Annotated in this window: 17 protein-coding genes; 12 read left to right on the forward strand and 5 right to left on the reverse strand. The window is 65.0% G+C overall.

Annotated elements, in window-relative coordinates:
* Positions 1-164 precede the first annotated feature (164 nt).
* On the forward strand, positions 165-2639 hold the full coding sequence (locus P0Y59_09475) for a TonB-dependent receptor (GenBank protein ID WEK01885.1): 2475 nt from the start codon (positions 165-167) through the stop codon (positions 2637-2639).
* 39 nt (positions 2640-2678) lie between these two features.
* Here the strand turns inward: P0Y59_09475 and P0Y59_09480 are convergent, their stop codons facing one another.
* The gene (locus P0Y59_09480; protein WEK01886.1) at positions 2679-3539 is read right to left on the reverse strand and encodes a metal-dependent hydrolase; all 861 of its coding nucleotides are present in this window, start codon (positions 3537-3539) and stop codon (positions 2679-2681) included.
* A 66-nt stretch (positions 3540-3605) separates the two neighbouring features.
* On the opposite strand from P0Y59_09480, the gene P0Y59_09485 reads away from it, so the two are divergent.
* The 10 genes from P0Y59_09485 (at position 3606) to lptG (ending at position 14403) form a co-directional block, all read left to right on the forward strand.
* Positions 3606-4190, forward strand: a complete 585-nt coding sequence (locus P0Y59_09485; protein WEK01887.1) for a TetR family transcriptional regulator — start codon at positions 3606-3608, stop codon at positions 4188-4190.
* 47 nt (positions 4191-4237) lie between these two features.
* Positions 4238-5284 carry a GTPase ObgE gene (gene obgE / locus P0Y59_09490; GenBank protein WEK01888.1) on the forward strand — a complete coding sequence of 349 codons (1047 nt, stop codon included), beginning with the start codon at positions 4238-4240 and terminating at the stop codon, positions 5282-5284.
* Positions 5285-5354: 70 nt separating this feature from the next.
* Positions 5355-6284, forward strand: a complete 930-nt coding sequence (locus P0Y59_09495) for a hypothetical protein (protein ID WEK01889.1) — start codon at positions 5355-5357, stop codon at positions 6282-6284.
* Positions 6285-6329: 45 nt separating this feature from the next.
* Positions 6330-7460 carry a glutamate 5-kinase gene (gene proB, locus P0Y59_09500; GenBank protein ID WEK01890.1) on the forward strand — a complete coding sequence of 377 codons (1131 nt, stop codon included), beginning with the start codon at positions 6330-6332 and terminating at the stop codon, positions 7458-7460.
* Positions 7457-8362 (forward strand): NAD(P)H-binding protein, encoded by a 906-nt coding sequence (locus P0Y59_09505; GenBank protein WEK01891.1) that lies wholly within the window; start codon positions 7457-7459, stop codon positions 8360-8362. Before proB ends, P0Y59_09505 begins: the two co-directional genes overlap by 4 nt.
* A gap of 137 nt (positions 8363-8499) precedes the next feature.
* The gene (locus tag P0Y59_09510) at positions 8500-8742 is read left to right on the forward strand and encodes an acyl carrier protein (protein WEK01892.1); all 243 of its coding nucleotides are present in this window, start codon (positions 8500-8502) and stop codon (positions 8740-8742) included.
* Between the two features lie 4 nt (positions 8743-8746).
* Complete coding sequence (locus P0Y59_09515) at positions 8747-10009, forward strand: aminotransferase class I/II-fold pyridoxal phosphate-dependent enzyme (GenBank protein WEK01893.1); 1263 nt, start codon at positions 8747-8749, stop codon at positions 10007-10009.
* 54 nt (positions 10010-10063) lie between these two features.
* On the forward strand, positions 10064-12004 hold the full coding sequence (locus tag P0Y59_09520) for an ATP-binding protein (GenBank protein WEK01894.1): 1941 nt from the start codon (positions 10064-10066) through the stop codon (positions 12002-12004).
* 93 nt (positions 12005-12097) lie between these two features.
* Entirely contained in the window at positions 12098-13309 is a 1212-nt protein-coding gene (gene lptF / locus P0Y59_09525; GenBank protein WEK01895.1) for an LPS export ABC transporter permease LptF, read from the forward strand.
* A complete protein-coding gene (gene lptG, locus P0Y59_09530; GenBank protein ID WEK01896.1) occupies positions 13306-14403 on the forward strand; it encodes an LPS export ABC transporter permease LptG in 1098 nt (365 codons plus the stop codon). The genes lptF and lptG overlap by 4 nt, the downstream gene beginning before the upstream one ends.
* 4 nt (positions 14404-14407) lie before the next feature.
* On the opposite strand, the gene P0Y59_09535 is transcribed toward lptG, so the two are convergent.
* Complete coding sequence (locus tag P0Y59_09535; protein ID WEK01897.1) at positions 14408-15514, reverse strand: fatty acid desaturase; 1107 nt, start codon at positions 15512-15514, stop codon at positions 14408-14410.
* A 154-nt stretch (positions 15515-15668) separates the two neighbouring features.
* Here P0Y59_09535 and P0Y59_09540 point away from each other — a divergent pair, with 154 nt between their 5' ends.
* The gene (locus P0Y59_09540) at positions 15669-16829 is read left to right on the forward strand and encodes an N-acetyltransferase (GenBank protein ID WEK01898.1); all 1161 of its coding nucleotides are present in this window, start codon (positions 15669-15671) and stop codon (positions 16827-16829) included.
* 49 nt (positions 16830-16878) lie between these two features.
* On the opposite strand, the gene P0Y59_09545 is transcribed toward P0Y59_09540, so the two are convergent.
* The 3 genes from P0Y59_09545 to xth form a co-directional block, all read right to left on the reverse strand.
* Positions 16879-17112 carry a hypothetical protein gene (locus tag P0Y59_09545; protein ID WEK01899.1) on the reverse strand — a complete coding sequence of 78 codons (234 nt, stop codon included), beginning with the start codon at positions 17110-17112 and terminating at the stop codon, positions 16879-16881.
* A gap of 186 nt (positions 17113-17298) precedes the next feature.
* Entirely contained in the window at positions 17299-18087 is a 789-nt protein-coding gene (locus P0Y59_09550; protein ID WEK01900.1) for a transporter, read from the reverse strand.
* A 47-nt stretch (positions 18088-18134) separates the two neighbouring features.
* The gene (gene xth, locus P0Y59_09555; protein WEK01901.1) at positions 18135-18905 is read right to left on the reverse strand and encodes an exodeoxyribonuclease III; all 771 of its coding nucleotides are present in this window, start codon (positions 18903-18905) and stop codon (positions 18135-18137) included.
* Position 18906: the final 1 nt, after the last annotated feature.

Below are 18906 nucleotides of genomic sequence, written 5' to 3' on the forward strand. Positions count from 1 at the left end.
CCCCTGCGGGGAGAGAGGGAAACCGCGTCGCTGCGCCGGCTTTAGCCGCGAAAACGATTTCTTCGCATCAAATCCCATCGAACAGGAGGATTATCGGAACCCGCTGATCCGTGGCGCACCTTTGGGCAAGTCGCGGATTCTCGAGATAAAAAGGGGTTCCAGAAATGAAGACGCGATCCGCCCTGGCATTTGCCGTATCCAGCCTTGTGCTCGCTCATGCCTCGATGGCCGCGGCACAGGAGACGCCGCAAGCCGCCCCGGTCGCCGCATCCGACGAGGATCAGGGCGATATCGTCGTCACCGGCACCCGCACGGCCGGCCGCTCGCGTTTCGACAGCGCCTCGCCGATCGACGTGCTGAGCAACGCCACGCTGCAGCGCCAGGGCACGACCGAACTCGGTGCAGCACTCTCGGCGGTAGTGCCATCCATCGACTTCCCGCGCTCGTCAGCCGTCGACGGTACCGACTCGATCCGCCCCGCCACGCTGCGCGGCCTCTCGCCAGACCAGACGCTGGTGCTGATCAACGGCGTCCGCGCGCATACCTCCGCACTGCTCAACACCAATGGATCGGTCGGACGCGGATCGGCCGCCGTCGATCTCAACACCATCCCGTCAGTCGCGCTTGAGCGGATCGAGGTGCTGCGCGACGGCGCGGCGGCACAATATGGTTCCGACGCTATCGCCGGCGTGGTCAACCTCCGCCTGCGCGAGGCACGCAGCGGCGGCGGCGCGACCGTCACCTATGGTCAGTACATCACCGATGTGGTGACCGCCCGCGGCCACCGCAACGAGCATGACGGACAGACCGTTACCGTCGCCGGCTGGCAGGGCATGGCCCTGGGACCGAAAGGTTTCCTGACACTGTCCGCCGAATATCTGAACCGCGACGCCACCAGCCGCGGCGATTTCGATCCGCGCAAGACGCCGATCCGGGTTCGCTCGCGTTTTGGCGACCCGGAGGTGAAGCAATACAGCGTCTATGCCAATGCCGGTTACGGCCTGGGCGACAGCGGCTGGGAGCTTTACGGCTTTGCCGGCTATCAGCACCGCGACAGCACCAGCGCAGCGACGCCGCGAATCAATGGCGGCACTGACAACAATCTCAGTGCGGCGGCCCTTGCCACCCTCTATCCCGACGGCTTCACCCCGCTGATCAACGTCAAATCCGAGGATGTGACGCTCACCGAAGGCCTGCGTGGCGAAATATCCGGCTGGAAGGTCGATCTGAACCTCTCTTACGGCCGGAACAAGCTGACGCTCTACACGCGCAATTCCGGCAACGCGACATACGGCGCGAACTCGGCACGGGACTTCTATGACGGCAGTCTGGTGTACGACCAGATCGTCGGCGGCCTCGACATCTCCAAGGAACTGCCGCTGGGCGATGGTACGATCAATATCGCCGGGGGCGCGGAAGTTCGCCGCGAAAGTTTCCAGATCGGCGCCGGCGAGCCGGCATCCTATGACCGCAACCCGAGCCTGCGGCCTCCGGCACCGCCCACGCTTGGCTCGGGTGCGCAGGGCTTCCCAGGTTTCCAGCCGTCGAACCGCGTCAACGTGCACCGTTCGAACGTCTCCGGCTATCTCGATATCGAGGTCAAGCCAGTCGAAGCGCTCACTTTGGGCGCGGCAGTCCGGGGCGAAAGCTATTCGGACTTCGGCGAGACGGTAAACGGCAAGCTCAGCGCACGATATGAATTCGCGCCCTGGATCGCGGTCCGCGGCACTGCCTCAACCGGCTTCCGCGCACCTTCGCTGCAGCAGCAATATTTCACCTCGACCGCATCGGTCCTGACCAACGGCACGATCGTCGAAACCGGTCTGTTCCCGTCGGTCAGCGCCGTCGGCACCGCGCTGGGCGGCAAGCCGCTGCGGCCGGAAAAGGCCACCAACCTCTCGGCCGGCATCGTGTTGCGCTCGGGCGGGTTCGACCTCTCGGTCGACGCCTATCGAATCAAGGTGCGCGATCAGATCGCCCTGTCGGAGAATCTCAGCGGCACCGTGGTCGCCGCCTTGTTGCAGCCCTATGGCGTGACGGCTGGACGCTTCTTCCTCAACGGCATCCGCTCGACGACCAAGGGCATCGACGTGGTCGCGCATTATCGGAAAGCGACCGAGAGCATCGGGACCTTCGATTTCACAGTCGCCGGCAATTTCAACGACATCGAGGTGACTCAGGCCCCCGGCGCGGCGACGATCACGGCCGTGGTCAACGGGACCCCGACCAGCGCGGTGCTGCCGATCTTCAGCCGGCAACGGATCATCTCGTTCGAACAGGGCACGCCGCGCACCAAGGTCGTCGGCACGGTCGACTGGTCGCTCGGCAATCTCGGCGCGACAGCGCGCGGTTCCTATTATGGCGACGTCACTCAGCCGGGCAGCACTGGCTTCGCGGAGGAGGACATCCACACCGGCCGCCACACGATCTTCGACCTGGAGGTTCGCTATCAGGTGATCCGGAACGTCAACCTTGCGGTGGGCGCGAACAATCTGTTCGATACCTATCCGGATTATGTGCGGGTGCTGTCGTCACGCAACCAGCCGCTCAACAGCACGGGCCTGGTCGGCTTCCCCTACTACTCGCCGTTCGGCTTCAACGGCCGTTACCTCTACGCCCGGGTCGGCGTGACCTGGTAACCACGAATGAAAGGAGGGCCGGTTCGCCGGCCCTCCCCTTCACGCCGCGACAGCCTCGCGCGGCAATACGGCCGCCTCATATTCGCTCTCGTACATGCCGATCAGCGTGCGGTCGTCATGATTCCACGGATGGAAGCTCGGCCGGAAGAAAGCGAGCCACTGTCCCGCGATCTTGCGCGCCATGCCGGGCCGCCCGAACGCATACCAGAACATCTTCGCCCAGACCTTCGGCCCGCTCAGCCCGTCCTGCCGCAACAGATCGAGCATGCCAGCGATACGGCCGCTCGTGAAATTGGCGGTGACGCGCAGCATCACCAGCGCCTTCACCTTGAAGCGTTGCCATTCGGTCCAGTTCCTGGTCGCATGCAGCCAGGTGTCATAGGCGACGCCCTTGTGCTCGATCTCCTCCGCCGCGTGCCAGCGCCACAGATTGGCGAACTCCTCCTCGCCCCCCGCGAGGTGGCGGGGATTGGCGAGCAGTTCGTGCGCGATGATCGCGGTGAAATGCTCAAGCACCATCGTCGCGGTCAGGTTGGCGATCGGCGGCCGCCCCTTGGTCAGGTCGAGCCCCTTCTGAACCCGCATCTCGAGCCGGGTGATGTCATAGCCCTGGTCGACGACGTGCCGGTTGAACGCCACATGCTCGCGCGTGTGCATCACCTCCTGCTTGATGAACGCCTGGATCTCGCCGGCGAGCTTGGGCGGCGTATCGTCGCGAAAGGCGCGGACGCTCTCGACGAAAAACGCCTCGCCCCTGGGAAAAGTCACTGAAAGCGCATTGTAGAACGCCGTGGCATAGGGATCGTTGTTGAGCCACCAACGCCCCATCGCGGTGTCGCGACCGAACCGGCGATCGCGCGGCGTGATGGTCAGGTCGCGGGGAGTGGTTGCTTTCGCCACAAAAACCTCCGAACAGGGTGGGAACAGGATCACTTACAAGACTGTCAATAGGCCTTACTTACACTCGTGTCAATAATTCGCAAACGCCTCAGCCCGGAAGAATCACGCGAGGCCGCGATCGAGGCGGCGCGAGCGCTGCTGGTCGAGGAAGGCCCCCAGGCAGTCACGCTCAAGGCCGTGGCCGCGCGGATCGGGCGTACCCATGCCAATCTGCTGCATCATTTCGGCTCGGCCGCCGATCTTCAGCGCGCGCTGATCAAGCATCTGGCGGACAAAATCACCGCCCAGATCGGCGCAGCGGCGAAGCGTGCCCGCGAAACCGACCAGAACCCGCGCGAGGTGGTCGACATGACGTTCGACGCCTTTGCACGCGGTGCGGGCGCGATGGCATCATGGATGATCCTGACGGGCAACCAGGACGCGCTCGACCCGATCCTCGAGGCGATCCACAATCTCGTCGAGGAATTGTCGGAGGGGCACAAGCATGACGGCCCGTCGATCCATGAGGAAACGCTGCAACTCGTGTTGACCGCGCTTGGCGATGCCCTGCTTGGCGGGCCGATGGCCAAGGCGCTCGGCCTGCCGCGGGAGAAGGCGCGCGAGCTTGCCGTCAACGCGCTGATGGCCTCGCACAGGGGCGCAGACGCCTGATGTCAGCTCAAGCTGGATAAAATTGCGATTTCCGCTAGAGAGCGGCCATGCATTTTCTTGACCAAGCAAAGATCTTCGTCCGCTCGGGCGCGGGCGGCCCCGGCGCCGTCGCCTTCCGGCGCGAGAAGTTCATCGAATATGGCGGCCCGAACGGCGGCAATGGCGGCAAGGGCGGCGACATCATCTTCGAGGCGGTGGCCGGTCTCAACACGCTGATCGACTTCCGCTACACCCAGCATTTCCGCGCACCGCGCGGCCATGGTGGCTCGGGCTCGAACATGACGGGCGCGGGCGGCGATGATCTGGTGATCAAGGTTCCCGTCGGGACCCAGGTCCTGTCCGAGGATAAGGAAGAAGTGCTCGCCGACTTCACCGTGGCGGGGCAGCGCGAGGTGTTCCTGCGCGGCGGCGATGGCGGGCGCGGCAATGCCAGCTACAAGACCTCGACCAACCGCACCCCGCGCCAGCACGGCACTGGCTGGCCCTCGGAAGAGGCGTGGGTCTGGCTGCGGCTGAAGCTGCTCGCCGATGCCGGGCTGGTCGGTCTCCCTAATGCCGGCAAGTCGACCTTCATCAACGCGGTCACCAACGCCAAGGCCAAGGTCGGCGATTATCCCTTCACCACCGTGCGCCCCCAGCTCGGCGTGGTCAGCCGCCACAATCGCGAGTTCGTCGTGGCCGATATCCCCGGCCTGATCGAAGGCGCGGCTGATGGCGCCGGCATCGGCGATCGTTTCCTGGGCCATATCGAACGCTGCAAGGTGCTGCTCCACCTGGTCGATGCGACCGAGGAGGACCCGGTCGGCAATTACCGAATCGTGCGCGGTGAACTCGAGGCCTATGGTGCCGGCCTGATCGACAAACCCCAGGTGATCGGCCTCAACAAGGTTGACGCGATCGAGCCCGATGCCGCCAAGAAGCTGATCACCAAGCTCAAGCGCGCCAGCAAGGCCGATGTGCTTCCCATGTCGGGCGCCGGCGGCGACGGCCTCGAAGCGGTGCTTGACCGGTTGCTTGAAGTGATCGGCCCGGCCGTAACGGCGCCGGTGCGGGACGACGGCAAGGAAGATCCGATCGAATGGTCACCACTGTGAAGCATATCCGCGCGATCACACCGTAGCGATTCGGGGCATCCGCCCCTGAAACCGAACGGGAGACGTGGACATGGCGCTTATCGATCTGATCCGAAAACTGTTCGGCCACCGCCCTGCCCCATCGCAACCGGCGCCGCTCATTCCCGAAGCGCCCGCCGCACCTGACGAGATCGCCGAAGATCTAACGGAGCCAGACGCGACCGTTGAGCCGGAGACTGTAACGGAGCCCGAAGCGGCAGCGGATGCCGGGGAGACAGCGGAACCGGAAATGACCGCCGAGCCCGAAGCGTCAGTCGAGCCCGACATTCTGCAGCGCTCCGCCGCACGACGGGACGATTTCTGGGCCGGGGTTGGCGATGTCGAAGGTGACGTCCTCACCCATCTCGTCAGCCCGGGCCTGACGGGCGGTCCGGCATGGCCGACCACGCGTCAGGCGTACCGTGTGATCCGCCGCGCCGACGGGTCGATCGTGATCGCGACCGACGGCCTGTCCGATCCGTTCGATGAGGGCGGCGACACCAACGGCTTCAATCTCGAACTGTTCGTCGAAAGCGCCGACCTGCCCGCTGACTTCGCCGGAACGCCGGGGGACGTGACCCCGCTCGGGCGGAGCTGGATGATCGAACTGCTTCAGAATGTCGCCGGAACGGTCGCGGGCGCCGGCGGGATCGAAGGGCAGCTCGAGCATTATGGCACGCTGTCGATGGAGGTGCCCGGCGTTTCCTCGTCCCATGCGATCAAGGATCAACTGCCCGAGGGATTCGTCACCGCCGACGACGCGATCGGCATCTTGATCGGCGGGCCAACGCCCGATTTCGCCACCCTGATCGAGGACATGCCGCTTTCGCCCGTGCGCATCGTGCCGGTCGTGCTGCTCACAGCCGCTGAACTGGGCGAGATTCGCGCCGGCGACGAAGAGACGCGCGAGGCAATCGTGGCACGGCTCGCGGCGATGCCAAGCCGCCATCGAAGCGATACCGGTCGTCCGTCGATCGTGTGACGTGCCGGTGGATTGCCGGCGCAACCGCCGCTAAGCGCATAGGCGATGAACCGCGCCTCGCACTCCTTCTCACCCGCCTCCTGCCCTCGCCTGATCGCCAAGGTCGGCTCAGCGCTGCTCGTGGCGCCGGACGGGACGGTCCGGCGGGAATGGCTGACCAGTCTCGTCGCCGACATCGCTGCACGGGTAAAGGCCGGCCAGGAGATTGCGGTGGTCTCATCCGGTGCGATCGCGCTCGGCGCGCGCCGGCTGAAATTGCCCAAGGGCGGTCGCGCCAGCCTTGAGGACGCGCAGGCCGCGGCGGCCACCGGCCAGATCGCGCTGAGCCAGGTCTGGGCCGAACTGCTCGGGGCCGAAGGGCTGACGGCCGCGCAGATCCTCGTCACCCTCGACGACCTCGAGGACCGCCGCCGCTATCTCAACGCCGCCGCCACGCTCAGCCGGTTGCTGGCGCTCGGTGTCGTGCCTGTCATCAACGAAAATGACAGTGTCGCGACCGAGGAGATCCGTTTCGGCGACAATGACCGGCTCGCCGCCCGCGTCGGCCAGGCAGCGGGCGCGCAGGGCGTGATCCTCCTGTCGGATGTCGACGGCCTGTACAATTCCAACCCGACCACCAATCCCGGCGCGACCATGATAGATCGTGTCGAACGGATTGATGCGACGATCGAGGCGATGGCGGACGGCGGCTCCGGTTCCGGCATGGGATCAGGCGGCATGGTATCGAAGATCGCGGCCGCACGGATCGCCACGGCTGCCGGTGCGCACCTCGCCATCGTTTCAGGGCACATACCGCACCCTCTCTCCGCCTTCGCCGATAGCGGCCGCGGCACCATATTCGTCGCGGAAAAAACCGCTCCCGCACGGAAAGCATGGCTGGCGGGTGGCCTGACCGCCAAGGGCGAGATCCATATCGATGCGGGCGCGATGAAGGCATTGCTCGGCGGCAAGAGCCTTCTCGCCGCCGGTGCTGTCCGGGTCAGCGGCACGTTCCGGCGCGGCGACCTTGTCGCGATCTGCGGCCCGGACGGGAAACCGGTGGCGCGCGGTCTTGCCGAATACGACACGCCCGACGCCGAGAAGATCATCGGCCGCCGCAGCGACGCCCTCGCCGCGATCCTCGGCTATGCGCCCCGCGCCGCGCTGGTCCATCGCAACCACATGGCGCTGCTGTGAGCCAGATCGCGATCACTGGCGGCACCGGCTTCGTCGGCAGGAAGCTGATCGAGCTGGCGGTGAAGGCAGGTCATGAGGTCCGTGCTCTCACACGCCGTCCCCAGCCCGACATGCCAGGCGTCATCTGGATATCGGGTGCGCTCGACACCCCGGTCGCGTTGACCAGTCTCGTGCGCGGCGCCGATGCAGTGGTCCATGTCGCCGGCGTCGTGAACGCACCGGACCGCGAAGGCTTTGCCGCCGGCAACATCACCGGCACCCAGGCCGTGGTCGACGCGACGACTAACGCAGGTGCCCGGCGCTTCATCCATGTTTCCTCGCTCGCCGCCCGCGAGCCGGAGCTGTCGAACTATGGGTGGTCGAAGGCAGGGGCCGAGCAGATCGTCGAGGCGTCGGCGCTTGACTGGACGATCGTTCGCCCGACCGGGGTCTATGGTCCCGGCGACATGGAGATGCGCGACATGTTCCGCCTGGCAAAGATCGGCCTCGCCCTGCTGCCGCCGCCGGGCAAGATTTCGGTGGTCGAGGTCGGTGACCTTGCCCGCTTGCTGCTCATCCTGGTCTCGACCGATCCGGGCCGGGTCATCCTTGAGGCGGACGACGGTGTCGAGGGTGGATGGACCCATGATGCCTTCGCCCGCGCGATCGGTGCGGCGGTCGGCCAGCGCGTGCTGCCTCTCGCCTTGCCCAGGGCATTATTATCGCTTGCGGCAAGGGGCGACCGGCTCTTCCGCGGCAGCGAGGCAAAGCTCACCGCCGACCGTGTCGGCTATCTCTGTCATCCCGACTGGACGATCGACCCCGCTCGCCGGCCATCGCCTTCCTTGTGGCGGGCCGAAGTGCCGACCCCCCGGGGCCTCACCGCCACCGCCGCATGGTATCGGTCGAACGGGCTGCTCTGATTCACTGACGACGGGCGCTACCCGAACCAATCTGCGCCGCCGGTTACTGCAATGATCCGGACGCCGAACGTCGCGCATTTGCCAATCATTCGCCGCAATCGCTAGGCAGGGCGAGAAGCGTTTCCTAAGGATATTCGATGACCGACCGCGCACATGTTTTCGACACCGTCACCGGCCTGATCGAACCCTTCAACAAGAAGGGCGTCTCGCTCAGCGATGCGACCACCTTCCAGGGCGACCTGGAGTGGGACAGCCTGACCGTGATGGATTTCGTCGCCGCGATCGAGGACGAGTTCGAGATCATCATCACGATGAACATGCAGGCCGAGATCGAGACGGTCGGCCAGCTCGTCGATGCGGTGATGAAGCTGAAAGGCTGAACCGATGACAGATTCCGCCCAGACCGCCGACGCCCTGCCGATCGATCCGCCGACGATCGCGCCGGAGCGCGACCTGTTCACCAAGTTCGACCCGCTGATCGCCGAGCGCCAAGCGCTGCTCGACACCGGCGTGCGCGATCCGTTCGCGATCGTGATGGACGAGGTGAAGTCGCCGACCATCGCCGTGATCAAGGGCAAGGAGACGATCCTGCTCGGCACCTACAATTATATGGGCATGACGTTCGATCCCGACGTCATCCAGGCCGGCAAGGACGCGCTGGACCAATATGGCTCCGGCACCAACGGCAGCCGGGTGTTCAACGGTACCTTCCGCGACCATGCCGATGTCGAGGCCGCGCTGCGCGAATTTTACGGCACGACCGGCGCGATCGTCTTCTCGACCGGTTATCAGGCCAATCTCGGCATGATCTCGGCGCTCGCCGGCAAGGGCGAGTATATCATCCTCGACGCCGACAGCCATGCGTCGATCTATGACGGCTGCGCGATGGGCAATGCCGAAGTCGTTCGCTTCCGCCACAATTCGGTCGAGGATCTCGACAAGCGCCTCGGCCGCCTGCCGGCTGAACCGGGCAAGCTGGTGGTGCTCGAAGGCGTCTATTCGATGATGGGCGATGTCGCGCCACTGAAGGAGATGGTCGCCGTCGCCAAGAAGCACGGCGCCATGGTGCTGGTCGACGAGGCGCATTCGATGGGCTTTTTCGGCCCGCGTGGCCGCGGCGTCTATGAAGACCAGGGGCTTGAGGATCAGGTCGATTTCGTTGTCGGCACCTTCTCCAAATCGGTCGGCACCGTCGGCGGCTTCTGTGTCTCGAACCATCCGAAGTTCGAGATCATGCGCTTCGTCAGCCGCCCCTATATCTTCACCGCCTCGCTGCCGCCCTCGGTCGTAGCAACCGCCGCGACCTCGATCCGCAAGCTGATGTACGCCCATAACAAGCGCGCCCATCTCTGGGAGAACAGCAAGCGCCTGCACGGCGGCCTGACCGAGATGGGCTTCAGGCTCGGCACCGCCACGCCGGAATCGGCGATCGTCGCGGTGATCCTGGAAGATCAGACCCAGGCGGTCGCGATGTGGCAGGCCCTCCTCGAAGGCGGGCTCTATGTGAACATGGCGCGCCCGCCCGCGACCCCGGCCGGCACCTATCTGCTCCGCTGCTCGGTCTGTGCCGAACACAGCGCCGACCAGATCGAAACCATCATCGAGATGTTCCGCACGGCGGGACGAGCCACCGGCGCGATCGGCTGAGCGGAAAAAAGGGCGGCTTTTCAGGGGTCGCGCTTGCGGGTAGAATCCCTGCCGATGAGCGGGAATGAAGGCGAGGCCGTAGCTCCCGGAGAGCCTGGAGGCGCCTGGCGCACCATCATGCTTGTCGTGATGGCGCTGCTGGGTGCTCTGGTGCTCGTCGCCCTGATGCTGACGTTGAACAACGCCAACGCTCAGCGCGACCGGGCGCTTCGCCTGCAGACTCACAGCTTCGAGGTGATGATCCTGGCCAGGACGCTGTCGGGCACGATCTCTGGCTCAGAGGCATCGCTTGGCCGCTATGTCATCAGCGGCGACAAGTTGCTCGGACGGCGTTTCTACGACGAATGGCGCGCGGCCGGACAGCAGATCACCAAGCTCGACCGGGTGACCGACGACAATCCCGAACAGCGGAAACTGACCGACGATCTCCGCCGCGCCTATGAGGTGCGCGGCAGGGAATTGTCGCTGATTGCGCTCAGCACCAACTACCACAAGAACGACCAGGCACTCGCTCGCTACTATCAGGCACGCGAAGCCGCCTCGCTCGGCGAGATCAACCGCCTGCTCGACCAGATCATCGCCCATGAACGCTCCCTGCTCGATATGCGCAGCGGCGAAGCATTGAGATCGGTCGCCCAATCGACCGGTGTCGCACGCGTGCTCGGCGCCTTCGGCATCCTCATCGTACTGGGTGCGATCGTGCTTGGCTGGATGACGGTTCGCGCGCTGGGCGAACGCGCCGTGGCGAATGCGGAGGCGGAGACCGAACGCCAGCGCGCCGAAGACCTGGAGGCCGCGGTCACCAAGGCGACCGCCGAACTGCTCGAAAAGGAAGCGCGACTCCGCCAGGTCCAGAAGATGGAGGCAGTCGGCCAGCTTACCGGTGGTATCGCCCATGATTTCAATAATATGCTGGCCGTTGTGCTTGGCGGACTTGAACTGGCGCGGCGCAATGTCGGCGATGCCGAGCAAGCCAGACGCCATATCGACAATGCCACTGAAGGCGCCAATCGCGCCGCAGTGCTCACCCGTCGCCTGCTCGCTTTCTCCCGAGAGGAAGCGCTGAAGCTGGAGCCGATCGAGCCGGGCACGCTGGTGGCTGGCATGTCCGACCTGCTCGACCGGACCCTGGGCGACGCCATCACCGTTGTCGCGCACGATGCCGGGTCGGGCTGGCAGATCCGTGCCGATCGTTACCAGCTCGAAAATGTCATCCTGAACCTGGCGGTCAATGCGCGCGACGCGATGGAAGGACGCGGCCAGCTGACGATCACGACTGAATGCACCGCGCTGACCGCGGGCGAGATCGGCACCTGTCCCAGCGGCGACTATGTGACGATCGCGGTGACCGATACCGGCTGCGGCATGACGCCCGAGGTCCTGGAGCGGGTGTTCGAGCCATTCTTCACGACCAAGCCGGTCGGCCAGGGCACCGGCCTGGGCCTGAGCCAGATCTTCGCCTTCGTTCGACAGGCCGATGGTGAGATCGGCATCGTATCCGAGCCGGGCCAGGGCACGACAGTGACGCTGTATCTGCCGCGCCATGTCGGCGGCAGCGCCAGTGTCACGCGACAGGAAGAGCAACCGGTCGTCGGCATATCCGCGGCACTGGACATCCTGGTGGTGGAGGACGACCCCCGGGTGCTCACCTCTACTATGGCGGCGCTGGTCGAGCTGGGCCATCGCCCCCTCGCCTGCGACAATCCGCTCCTCGCCCGCACCTTGCTCGGTCGGATGGGCAGCATCGACCTGATCGTTTCCGACGTACTGATGCCGCAACAGACGGGACCGGAGATGATCGCCGCGCTGTCGGACGGCTACGCCCATGTCGCGGTGCTGTACGTCACCGGCTATGCCGGCGATGCGAACGAGACCGCTTTCGGCGGGCATCAGGTGCTGCGCAAGCCATTCACCATCGCCGCGCTCGAGCACGCCATCGCCGCCGCCATGACCGCGCCGCGCGGCGCCGAACCAAACAGTATCGCAGCAGAGTGATTTGGTAGCTGACGCCGCCCCCCTCCCCCGATATAGCCGCTCGACCGGGCAGTCTCATCCTGCCCTTTCGCAAAGGCTGCCGCCGCTAGCTCCATGAAATCCATCGACCGCTACATGGCCCGGCTGATCGCGGTGCCGCTGTTCTCGACCCTCATCATCTCCGCGATGCTGCTGGTGCTCGATCGCATGCTGAAACTGTTCGATTTCGTCGCCACCGAAGGCGGCCCGGTCAACGTCGTCTGGAAGATGCTGGCCAACCTGCTGCCCGAATATCTCGGACTCGGCATTCCCATCGGCCTGATGCTAGGCATCCTGCTCGCTTTCCGCAAACTCGCCACCACCTCCGAACTCGACGTGCTTCGCGCGGTCGGGATGAGCTATACGCGGCTGCTTCGCGTACCGTACATGTTCGCGATCGGGCTCGCCGCGGTAAACCTCGCCATTGTCGGCTTCGTTCAGCCCGACGCGCGATACGCTTACGAGAAATTGCGGTTCGAACTGCGCACCGGTGCCCTGGGAGCATCGATCAAGGTGGGCGAGTTCACCCATTTCGGCGACAAGATGACCATCCGTATCGAGCGGAGCCGCGAACAGGGCCGCAAGCTTTCGGGCATCTTCGTGCATATGGTCGATAAGAAGGGCGGCGATTACGCGGTCACGGCTGACCACGGCCAGTTCTTCGCGACGGATAATCCGGACGAGATCGTCTTCCGGCTAACCAACGGCACGCTGGTGCGCAACGAACCCGGCGTCGCGCTTCCCCGCGTGCTGACCTTCAGCCTGCACGACCTGCCGATCGCGCTGCCCAAATACGAGAATTTCCGCCAGCGCGAGGGCCGTTACGAGCTGACCTTGCCTGAACTTGCGCGGATCGGCGGCAACAGCAATTCGTCCGAGGAACTGCGGGACACCAGCCGCGCCGCGTTCCATTTCCGCATCGTCGAGGTGGCGACGATGTTCCTTCTGCCCCTGCTCGCCCTGTCGCTGGGCGTGCCGCCCAAGCGATCGACCTCGGCGCTGGGCGTATTCCTTTCGATCGTGATGATCGTGACCTATCATAAGGTGAACGAATATGCCCGGGACATCGGCGGCATGGGCAAGGTCGATCCGTTGATCGCCCTGTGGAGTCCCTTCATCGTCTTCTCCGTCCTGATTTTCTGGATGTACTACACGATCGCCTATGTGCCCGGCGGCCAGCCGATCGGCACGCTCGAACGGTTCTTCTCCAAGGGCGCAAAGATGGTCGGCCGCTGGTTGCCCGGCGCGCGTCCGAAACAGGATGAGGCCGAGGAGGCCACGGCATGATCGCGCTGCAGCTTTTCCCCTCGCGTACCGTGTCGCTGTACATGGGCCGGATGTTCCTGGTGCGGACCTTCGCGATCCTCGCGGCGCTGGTGCTGGTGCTCCAGGCGCTCGATCTGCTCAGCGAATCCGGCCGGATCCTTGCCTATGCGGGCAATGGCGATGCCGAAATCTGGCGCTATGTCGGGCTGCGCACGCCGGAGATCATCGCACGCTTCCTGCCCTTCTCCGTGCTGCTCGGCACGATCATCACCTTAACGACGATGAACCAGAACAGCGAGATCGTCGCGCTGAAGGCATCGGGCCTCTCCGCCCATCAGGTGCTGGCGCCGCTCATCGTCGCCAGCCTGGGCGTCGCGGTCATCTCCTTCACCTTCAACGATCGAATCGTCGCGCGCGCGACCGCAACGCTGGATCAATGGCAAAAGGCGGAATATGCGCCGGTGCCGATCGATCGCGGCGATCGGTCGAACGTATGGGTACGCGACGGCGACGACCTGATCGAGGTCGGCCAGATCAAGGGGCGCGGCGACGCGGCGACGCTCCACAACATCACGCTGTACGATCGCGAAGGCGGAAACCTGATCGGCGTCGTCAGCGCGCCCAACGGCAAGCGTGACGGTGATGGCTGGCGGATCGGGCCCGCCAGCCGCTTCGACGTGAAGACCGGCAAGACGGCTCCGCTCGGCGCGGTCGCGGTCGCCAGGGGCGTACGCCCCGACCAGTTTACCCTTGCCACCGTAGACCCCGACGGCCTTTCCTTCGGCGCGCTTCAATCGGCGATCTCGGACCTGTCGGATGCGGGCCGCCCGACCAAGGCGCTCGAAGGATCCTTGTGGCACAAATTGTCGGGACCACTGTCTTCGGTGCTGATGCCGCTGCTGGGCGCGGTGGCGGCGTTCGGCCTGGCGCGGTCGGGCCGGCTGTTCATCCGCGCGGTGATCGGCATGGCGCTCGGCTTCGCCTATTTCGTGGCCGACAATTTCGCGCTGGCGATGGGCAATCTGGGCGCCTACCCGCCCTTCCTCGCCGCCTGGGCACCGTTCCTGCTGTTCTTCCTGATCGGCGAAGCAGTCCTGGTCCGCACCGAGGAATGATCGATCAGGCGGCGCGGCGGCCCATCGTGCTGCGCACCAGGCGATCGACCAGGCCCGGCAGTCCCGGATAGCTCGCCTTGTGATAGGGCGATTGCTCGTCCACCGCGGCGGACAGGCGGCGATGCGCCTCCGCCAGGGCGTGATAGGGCACGCCCGGCAGCAGATGGTGCAGGGCGTGATAGCGCAGGCCGACCGGCGCCCACAGCACCGGCAACAGGGCCGGCGGCGGCACATTGACGCTGTCGAGATACTGCGCGGTGACGGTCATCGCCTCGCCCTCATTCTCCCACAGATGCGCGACCAGCGTCCGCACCTGGTTGAGAATGGCGACGCCGGACGTGATCACCAGGAAGATCAGCAGGGCACGCAGCGGAATGACGCCCGTCGCGGTTAGCGCCAGCAGCGCGATCGCCCATAGGCTGGTGGCGGCTTCCATCCGGCGCCAATGCGTCTTGAACGCTCCCTCGGGCGGACGACGGCGGAAGGACGGGTTGATCGACAGGCTCGAATAACGCTCGTCGAGCACTCTGCGCATCCCGGGGAACAGCAGGGACAAGGGTGCCAGCACCGCAAAGCGCAGCAGCAGCGCAACCGGCGCGAGCAGCGAAGTGACGACAAACAGCGGCAAAGTCCAGGGCTTCATCAGCGCGAGCGGCAGATATTCCGGGTCCTCCACCGTGCCATAGCGCGTGCGTGCGTGGTGGAGATTGTGCACGCCCTCATACATGAAGGACGGCACCATCATCGGAATGCCGGCGATCAGGTTCCAGCCGAGACGGAAGCCGGGCAGCGCCGAATGCTTGATATGGGTGATCTCGTGGATGAAGCTGTCGGCGCGGTACAGCGCAAGGATCGCCACGACTCCCGCCGCAAGCGCCCAGCCGGTTGAGGGGGCGAGAATCGCCGCCGCCAGCGCCGCATAGCCGACCACCGCCGAAAGAATCAGATCGGTCCAGTAGATGATGGGCTTTGGCGCATTCAGGTCGCGCGTCAGTTCGGCGGCGGTGCGCAGCATCGCCTTGTCGTCGGCGATACGCTCCCGCGCGGTCCGCAGTACGGTGCTCGGGGTCGACGCGGTCTCGCGCCGATCGAAGGCAAGCGATGTGTTCATGGTTCCCGGCATTGCCGAAAGATAGTGGCTATATGGTGGCAGCAACAGGGTATGCCGTTCACCCGGATGGCCCGGCGACGCTTGACAGGAGCGCGCTTGACAGGTTGGTCGGCAGGCGGGAGTGCGCATCACCTTACCAGAGAGGCTCGTCGTCTTGGCTACCACGCACCCGCTTTCGATCCGACCGATCAGCAGCAAGGCCGATCGCAAGAAATTCGTCGACCTGCCTTTCCGGCTCTACAGGGACGATCCCAACTGGGTGCCGCCGTTGAAGAGCGAGGCGCTCGGCCTGATCACGCCGGAAAAGAATGGCTGGTTCAGCCATGCCGAGGCGCAGTTGTTCCTGGCGGAACGCGGCGGGCGCGTCGTCGGCCGAATCTCGGCCCATATCGACACGCTCGCGCTGACCATGCCGGCCGAACAGGGCTTCGGGCCAGGCTGCGGCCAGTTCGGCCTGTTCGATGCGGAGGATGCCAATACCGCCCAGGCGTTGATCAATGCAGCCGAAGGCTGGCTGCGCAACAAGGGCATGACCAAGGTGCTCGGGCCGATCAGCATGTCGATCTGGGAAGAGCCGGGCCTGCTGATCCAGGGCTATGATCACGCGCCGACGATCATGATGGGCCATGCCAAGCCCGAATATCGCGGCTGGATCGAGGGCGCTGGCTACACCCACGCCAAGACGCTCTACACCTACGACCTAGATATCACCCAGGAATTCCCGCCGATCGTGAAGCGGATCATCCAGTCGGGCGAGAAGAACCCCCGCATCCGCATCCGGGAGGTCGACAAGACGAAGTTCGACGAGGAAGCGGCGGTCATCCTTGCCATCCTGAACGATGCCTGGTCGGACAATTGGGGCTTCGTCCCCCTCACCCCGCCGGAAATCGCCGATGTCGGCGTGAAGCTGAAGCCGATCGTGTTCAACGACCTGATCCGCATCGCCGAACTCGACGGCCGGCCGGTCGCCTTCATGATCACGCTTCCCGACCTCAACGAGGCGATCAAGCCGCTCAACGGCAATCTCCTCCCGTTCGGCTGGGCCAAACTGCTGTTGTGGCTGCGCAAGCCCAAGGTACGCACCATGCGCGTGCCGCTGATGGGCGTGCTGAAGGAACTGCAATCATCGCGCATGGCAAGCCAGCTCGCCTTCATGATGATCGAATATATCCGGAAGGCGGCAGTGGCCAATTACGGATCGGCTCGCGGCGAGATCGGCTGGGTGCTCGACGACAATCAGGGCATGAACGCCATCGCCGAGACGATCCAGAGCAAGATCAACAAAACTTACGAGATCTATCAGAAAGCGCTGTGATCCCCGGGGGCTCGCGGCGGCTCCCGCAGGAGCCGCCGCGCAAGGTCCCTCACTTGCTGGTCGGATCGAAGCCGAGCGCCAGCCATTCGGTCCGCGTGCGGCAGATTTTCTTGGCTACGCGCGAACCGGTAGTGGCCTCGACCACGCAGAATTTCTTCTTCGACGCAGCCGCATCGGCAGACGCATTCGCGGTGGTGTCGGGCCGTCCGTCAGCAGCCTGGGCCATCACAGGGATGGTCGCCAGTGCCACGAGGCCAGCAGCAGCAAGGATCTTGAAGGTCATGATGGGGTCTCTCCGGTTGTGCGGATCAACACCGGTTGCTCCGCATCTGTGTTACTGCATTAGTCATGCCAAACAGTAGAATCCTTTGATTTCAACTGCTTTGCGGAAGCTGCGAGTGTCCCGCCGCCGCTTGGTTGACCGATATCGGGTAGTTCACGCCGATTGTTGGGAAATGTCACCGCGCTTTCAGAAGCGGTGTGAAACCCCGGCGTACAGTTCGGCATCGGGCGCATCGCGATTGAGGCCGACCGCCGTGCCGATATCGAATTGCCAGTCGCCGCGACGCATCCAGGCGACCGAGACTGACGCAAGCGACTGCATGGTCCGGCCTGACGGGTCCTCGTCCCGAAGTTCCTGAAACTCGATCGTGCCGTTGACCGTGTCGCTGATCCCCACGCCAAGGCCGACCGTCCCGCTGACCGCGAAGTGGCGGCCCGCGCCATCCTGATTGACGGCAGCATCCGCCTCGGGCGTGAATTGCAGGCTCAGCTTGTGCCCGAGATCAACGCTGAGCGGCACCAGTACCCCGGCTCCCCAGTCGCCCGCACCGATCGGCGGACGTCCCACCGGAATCGTGACGAAGGGTTCCACGGCCACCGAGAAACCACTGCCGTCAGGGTGATGGAGATTGGCCTTTAAACCCAGCAGCGCGTCTCCCGCCCGATCGGCGCTGTCGATGCCGCCGGAACTCTTGTCGCGGGTCCGGCTGCGGCCGAACGAGGTCAAGCCGACCTCGGCCTCGATCGAATCGGTCAGGCCGACCCGCACCAATATATCCCCGATCAGGATCGTATCGTTGCGCGACGCCGCCGTATCGGCACGCGTCCAGTCGGCCAGTCCGACTTCGACGGAGACATGGCCTGGGGCGATCGTGCACGGGGGCGTATCAAGTCCGGGCCGCGCCGGGCAATAGTCACGATCCTCGGCATAAGCGGCGCCTGGAAGCAACAGAAGCGCCGCCGCCAGCCGCTTCATGCGGGATCCATCCCGAGGCCGACCTCAAGAGGGCCGGAAGCCATTCGCTACCGCAACCGCACCCAGGTGGGGGCATGGTCGCTCGCCTTTTCCCGGCCGCGATATTCCTTGTCGACGCCGGCATCAGCCAGCCGGTCGGCTGCGATCGGACTCAACAGCAGGTGATCGATCCGGAAGCCCGCGTCGCGCTGCCAGGCGCCGGCCTGATAGTCCCAGAAGGTCCATACCCCGCCCTTGGGGTGGCGGGTGCGCAATGCGTCTGTCCAGCCCTGCGCGACCAGCCCGCGATAGCCCGACCGGCTCTCCGGCTGCATCAGCGCATCATCGGCCATCGCGCGGACGGAGAAGGTGTCGTCGTCATTCGGAATGACGTTGTAGTCGCCGGCGAGCACCACCGGCTTCTCCTCGGCGAGCAGCGTGCGCGCGCGATCGGACAGCCGTTCGATCCATTTGAGCTTATAGTCGAATTTCGGGCCAGGCTGGGGATTGCCGTTGGGCAGATAGATCGACGCGATCACCACCCCGTCGACCTCGGCCTCAAGGTAGCGGCTATGCTCGTCCTCCGGATCGCCGGCGAGGCCGCGCTGCCGCTCGACCGGATCGGCGCCCCTGGCAAGCACAGCAACCCCGTTGAAGCCCTTCTGCCCGTGCCACACCGCGCCATAGCCGGCCGCGCGTATGTCAGCCTCGGGGAAGGTCTCGTCGCTCGATTTCAGCTCCTGCAGACACACCACGTCGGGCGCCTGCTCGGCGAGATACTCAAGCAGGCGCGGCAGGCGCGCCTTGATGCCGTTGACGTTGTAAGTGACGATTCTCACA

The sequence above is a fragment of the Candidatus Sphingomonas phytovorans genome (assembly GCA_029202385.1).
GTDB classification, from domain to species: domain Bacteria; phylum Pseudomonadota; class Alphaproteobacteria; order Sphingomonadales; family Sphingomonadaceae; genus Sphingomonas; species Sphingomonas phytovorans.

Coding starts and splice junctions, on each gene's coding strand:
- obgE (WEK01888.1), top strand. CDS start 4,238: ATGCATTTTCTTGACCAAGCAAAGATCTTCGTCCGCTCGGGCGCGGGC.
- P0Y59_09545 (WEK01899.1), bottom strand. CDS start 17,112: ATGACCTTCAAGATCCTTGCTGCTGCTGGCCTCGTGGCACTGGCGACC.
- P0Y59_09520 (WEK01894.1), top strand. CDS start 10,064: ATGAGCGGGAATGAAGGCGAGGCCGTAGCTCCCGGAGAGCCTGGAGGC.
- P0Y59_09515 (WEK01893.1), top strand. CDS start 8,747: ATGACAGATTCCGCCCAGACCGCCGACGCCCTGCCGATCGATCCGCCG.
- proB (WEK01890.1), top strand. CDS start 6,330: ATGAACCGCGCCTCGCACTCCTTCTCACCCGCCTCCTGCCCTCGCCTG.
- P0Y59_09510 (WEK01892.1), top strand. CDS start 8,500: ATGACCGACCGCGCACATGTTTTCGACACCGTCACCGGCCTGATCGAA.
- P0Y59_09535 (WEK01897.1), bottom strand. CDS start 15,514: ATGAACACATCGCTTGCCTTCGATCGGCGCGAGACCGCGTCGACCCCG.
- P0Y59_09550 (WEK01900.1), bottom strand. CDS start 18,087: ATGAAGCGGCTGGCGGCGGCGCTTCTGTTGCTTCCAGGCGCCGCTTAT.
- P0Y59_09475 (WEK01885.1), top strand. CDS start 165: ATGAAGACGCGATCCGCCCTGGCATTTGCCGTATCCAGCCTTGTGCTC.
- lptG (WEK01896.1), top strand. CDS start 13,306: ATGATCGCGCTGCAGCTTTTCCCCTCGCGTACCGTGTCGCTGTACATG.
- P0Y59_09495 (WEK01889.1), top strand. CDS start 5,355: ATGGCGCTTATCGATCTGATCCGAAAACTGTTCGGCCACCGCCCTGCC.
- lptF (WEK01895.1), top strand. CDS start 12,098: ATGAAATCCATCGACCGCTACATGGCCCGGCTGATCGCGGTGCCGCTG.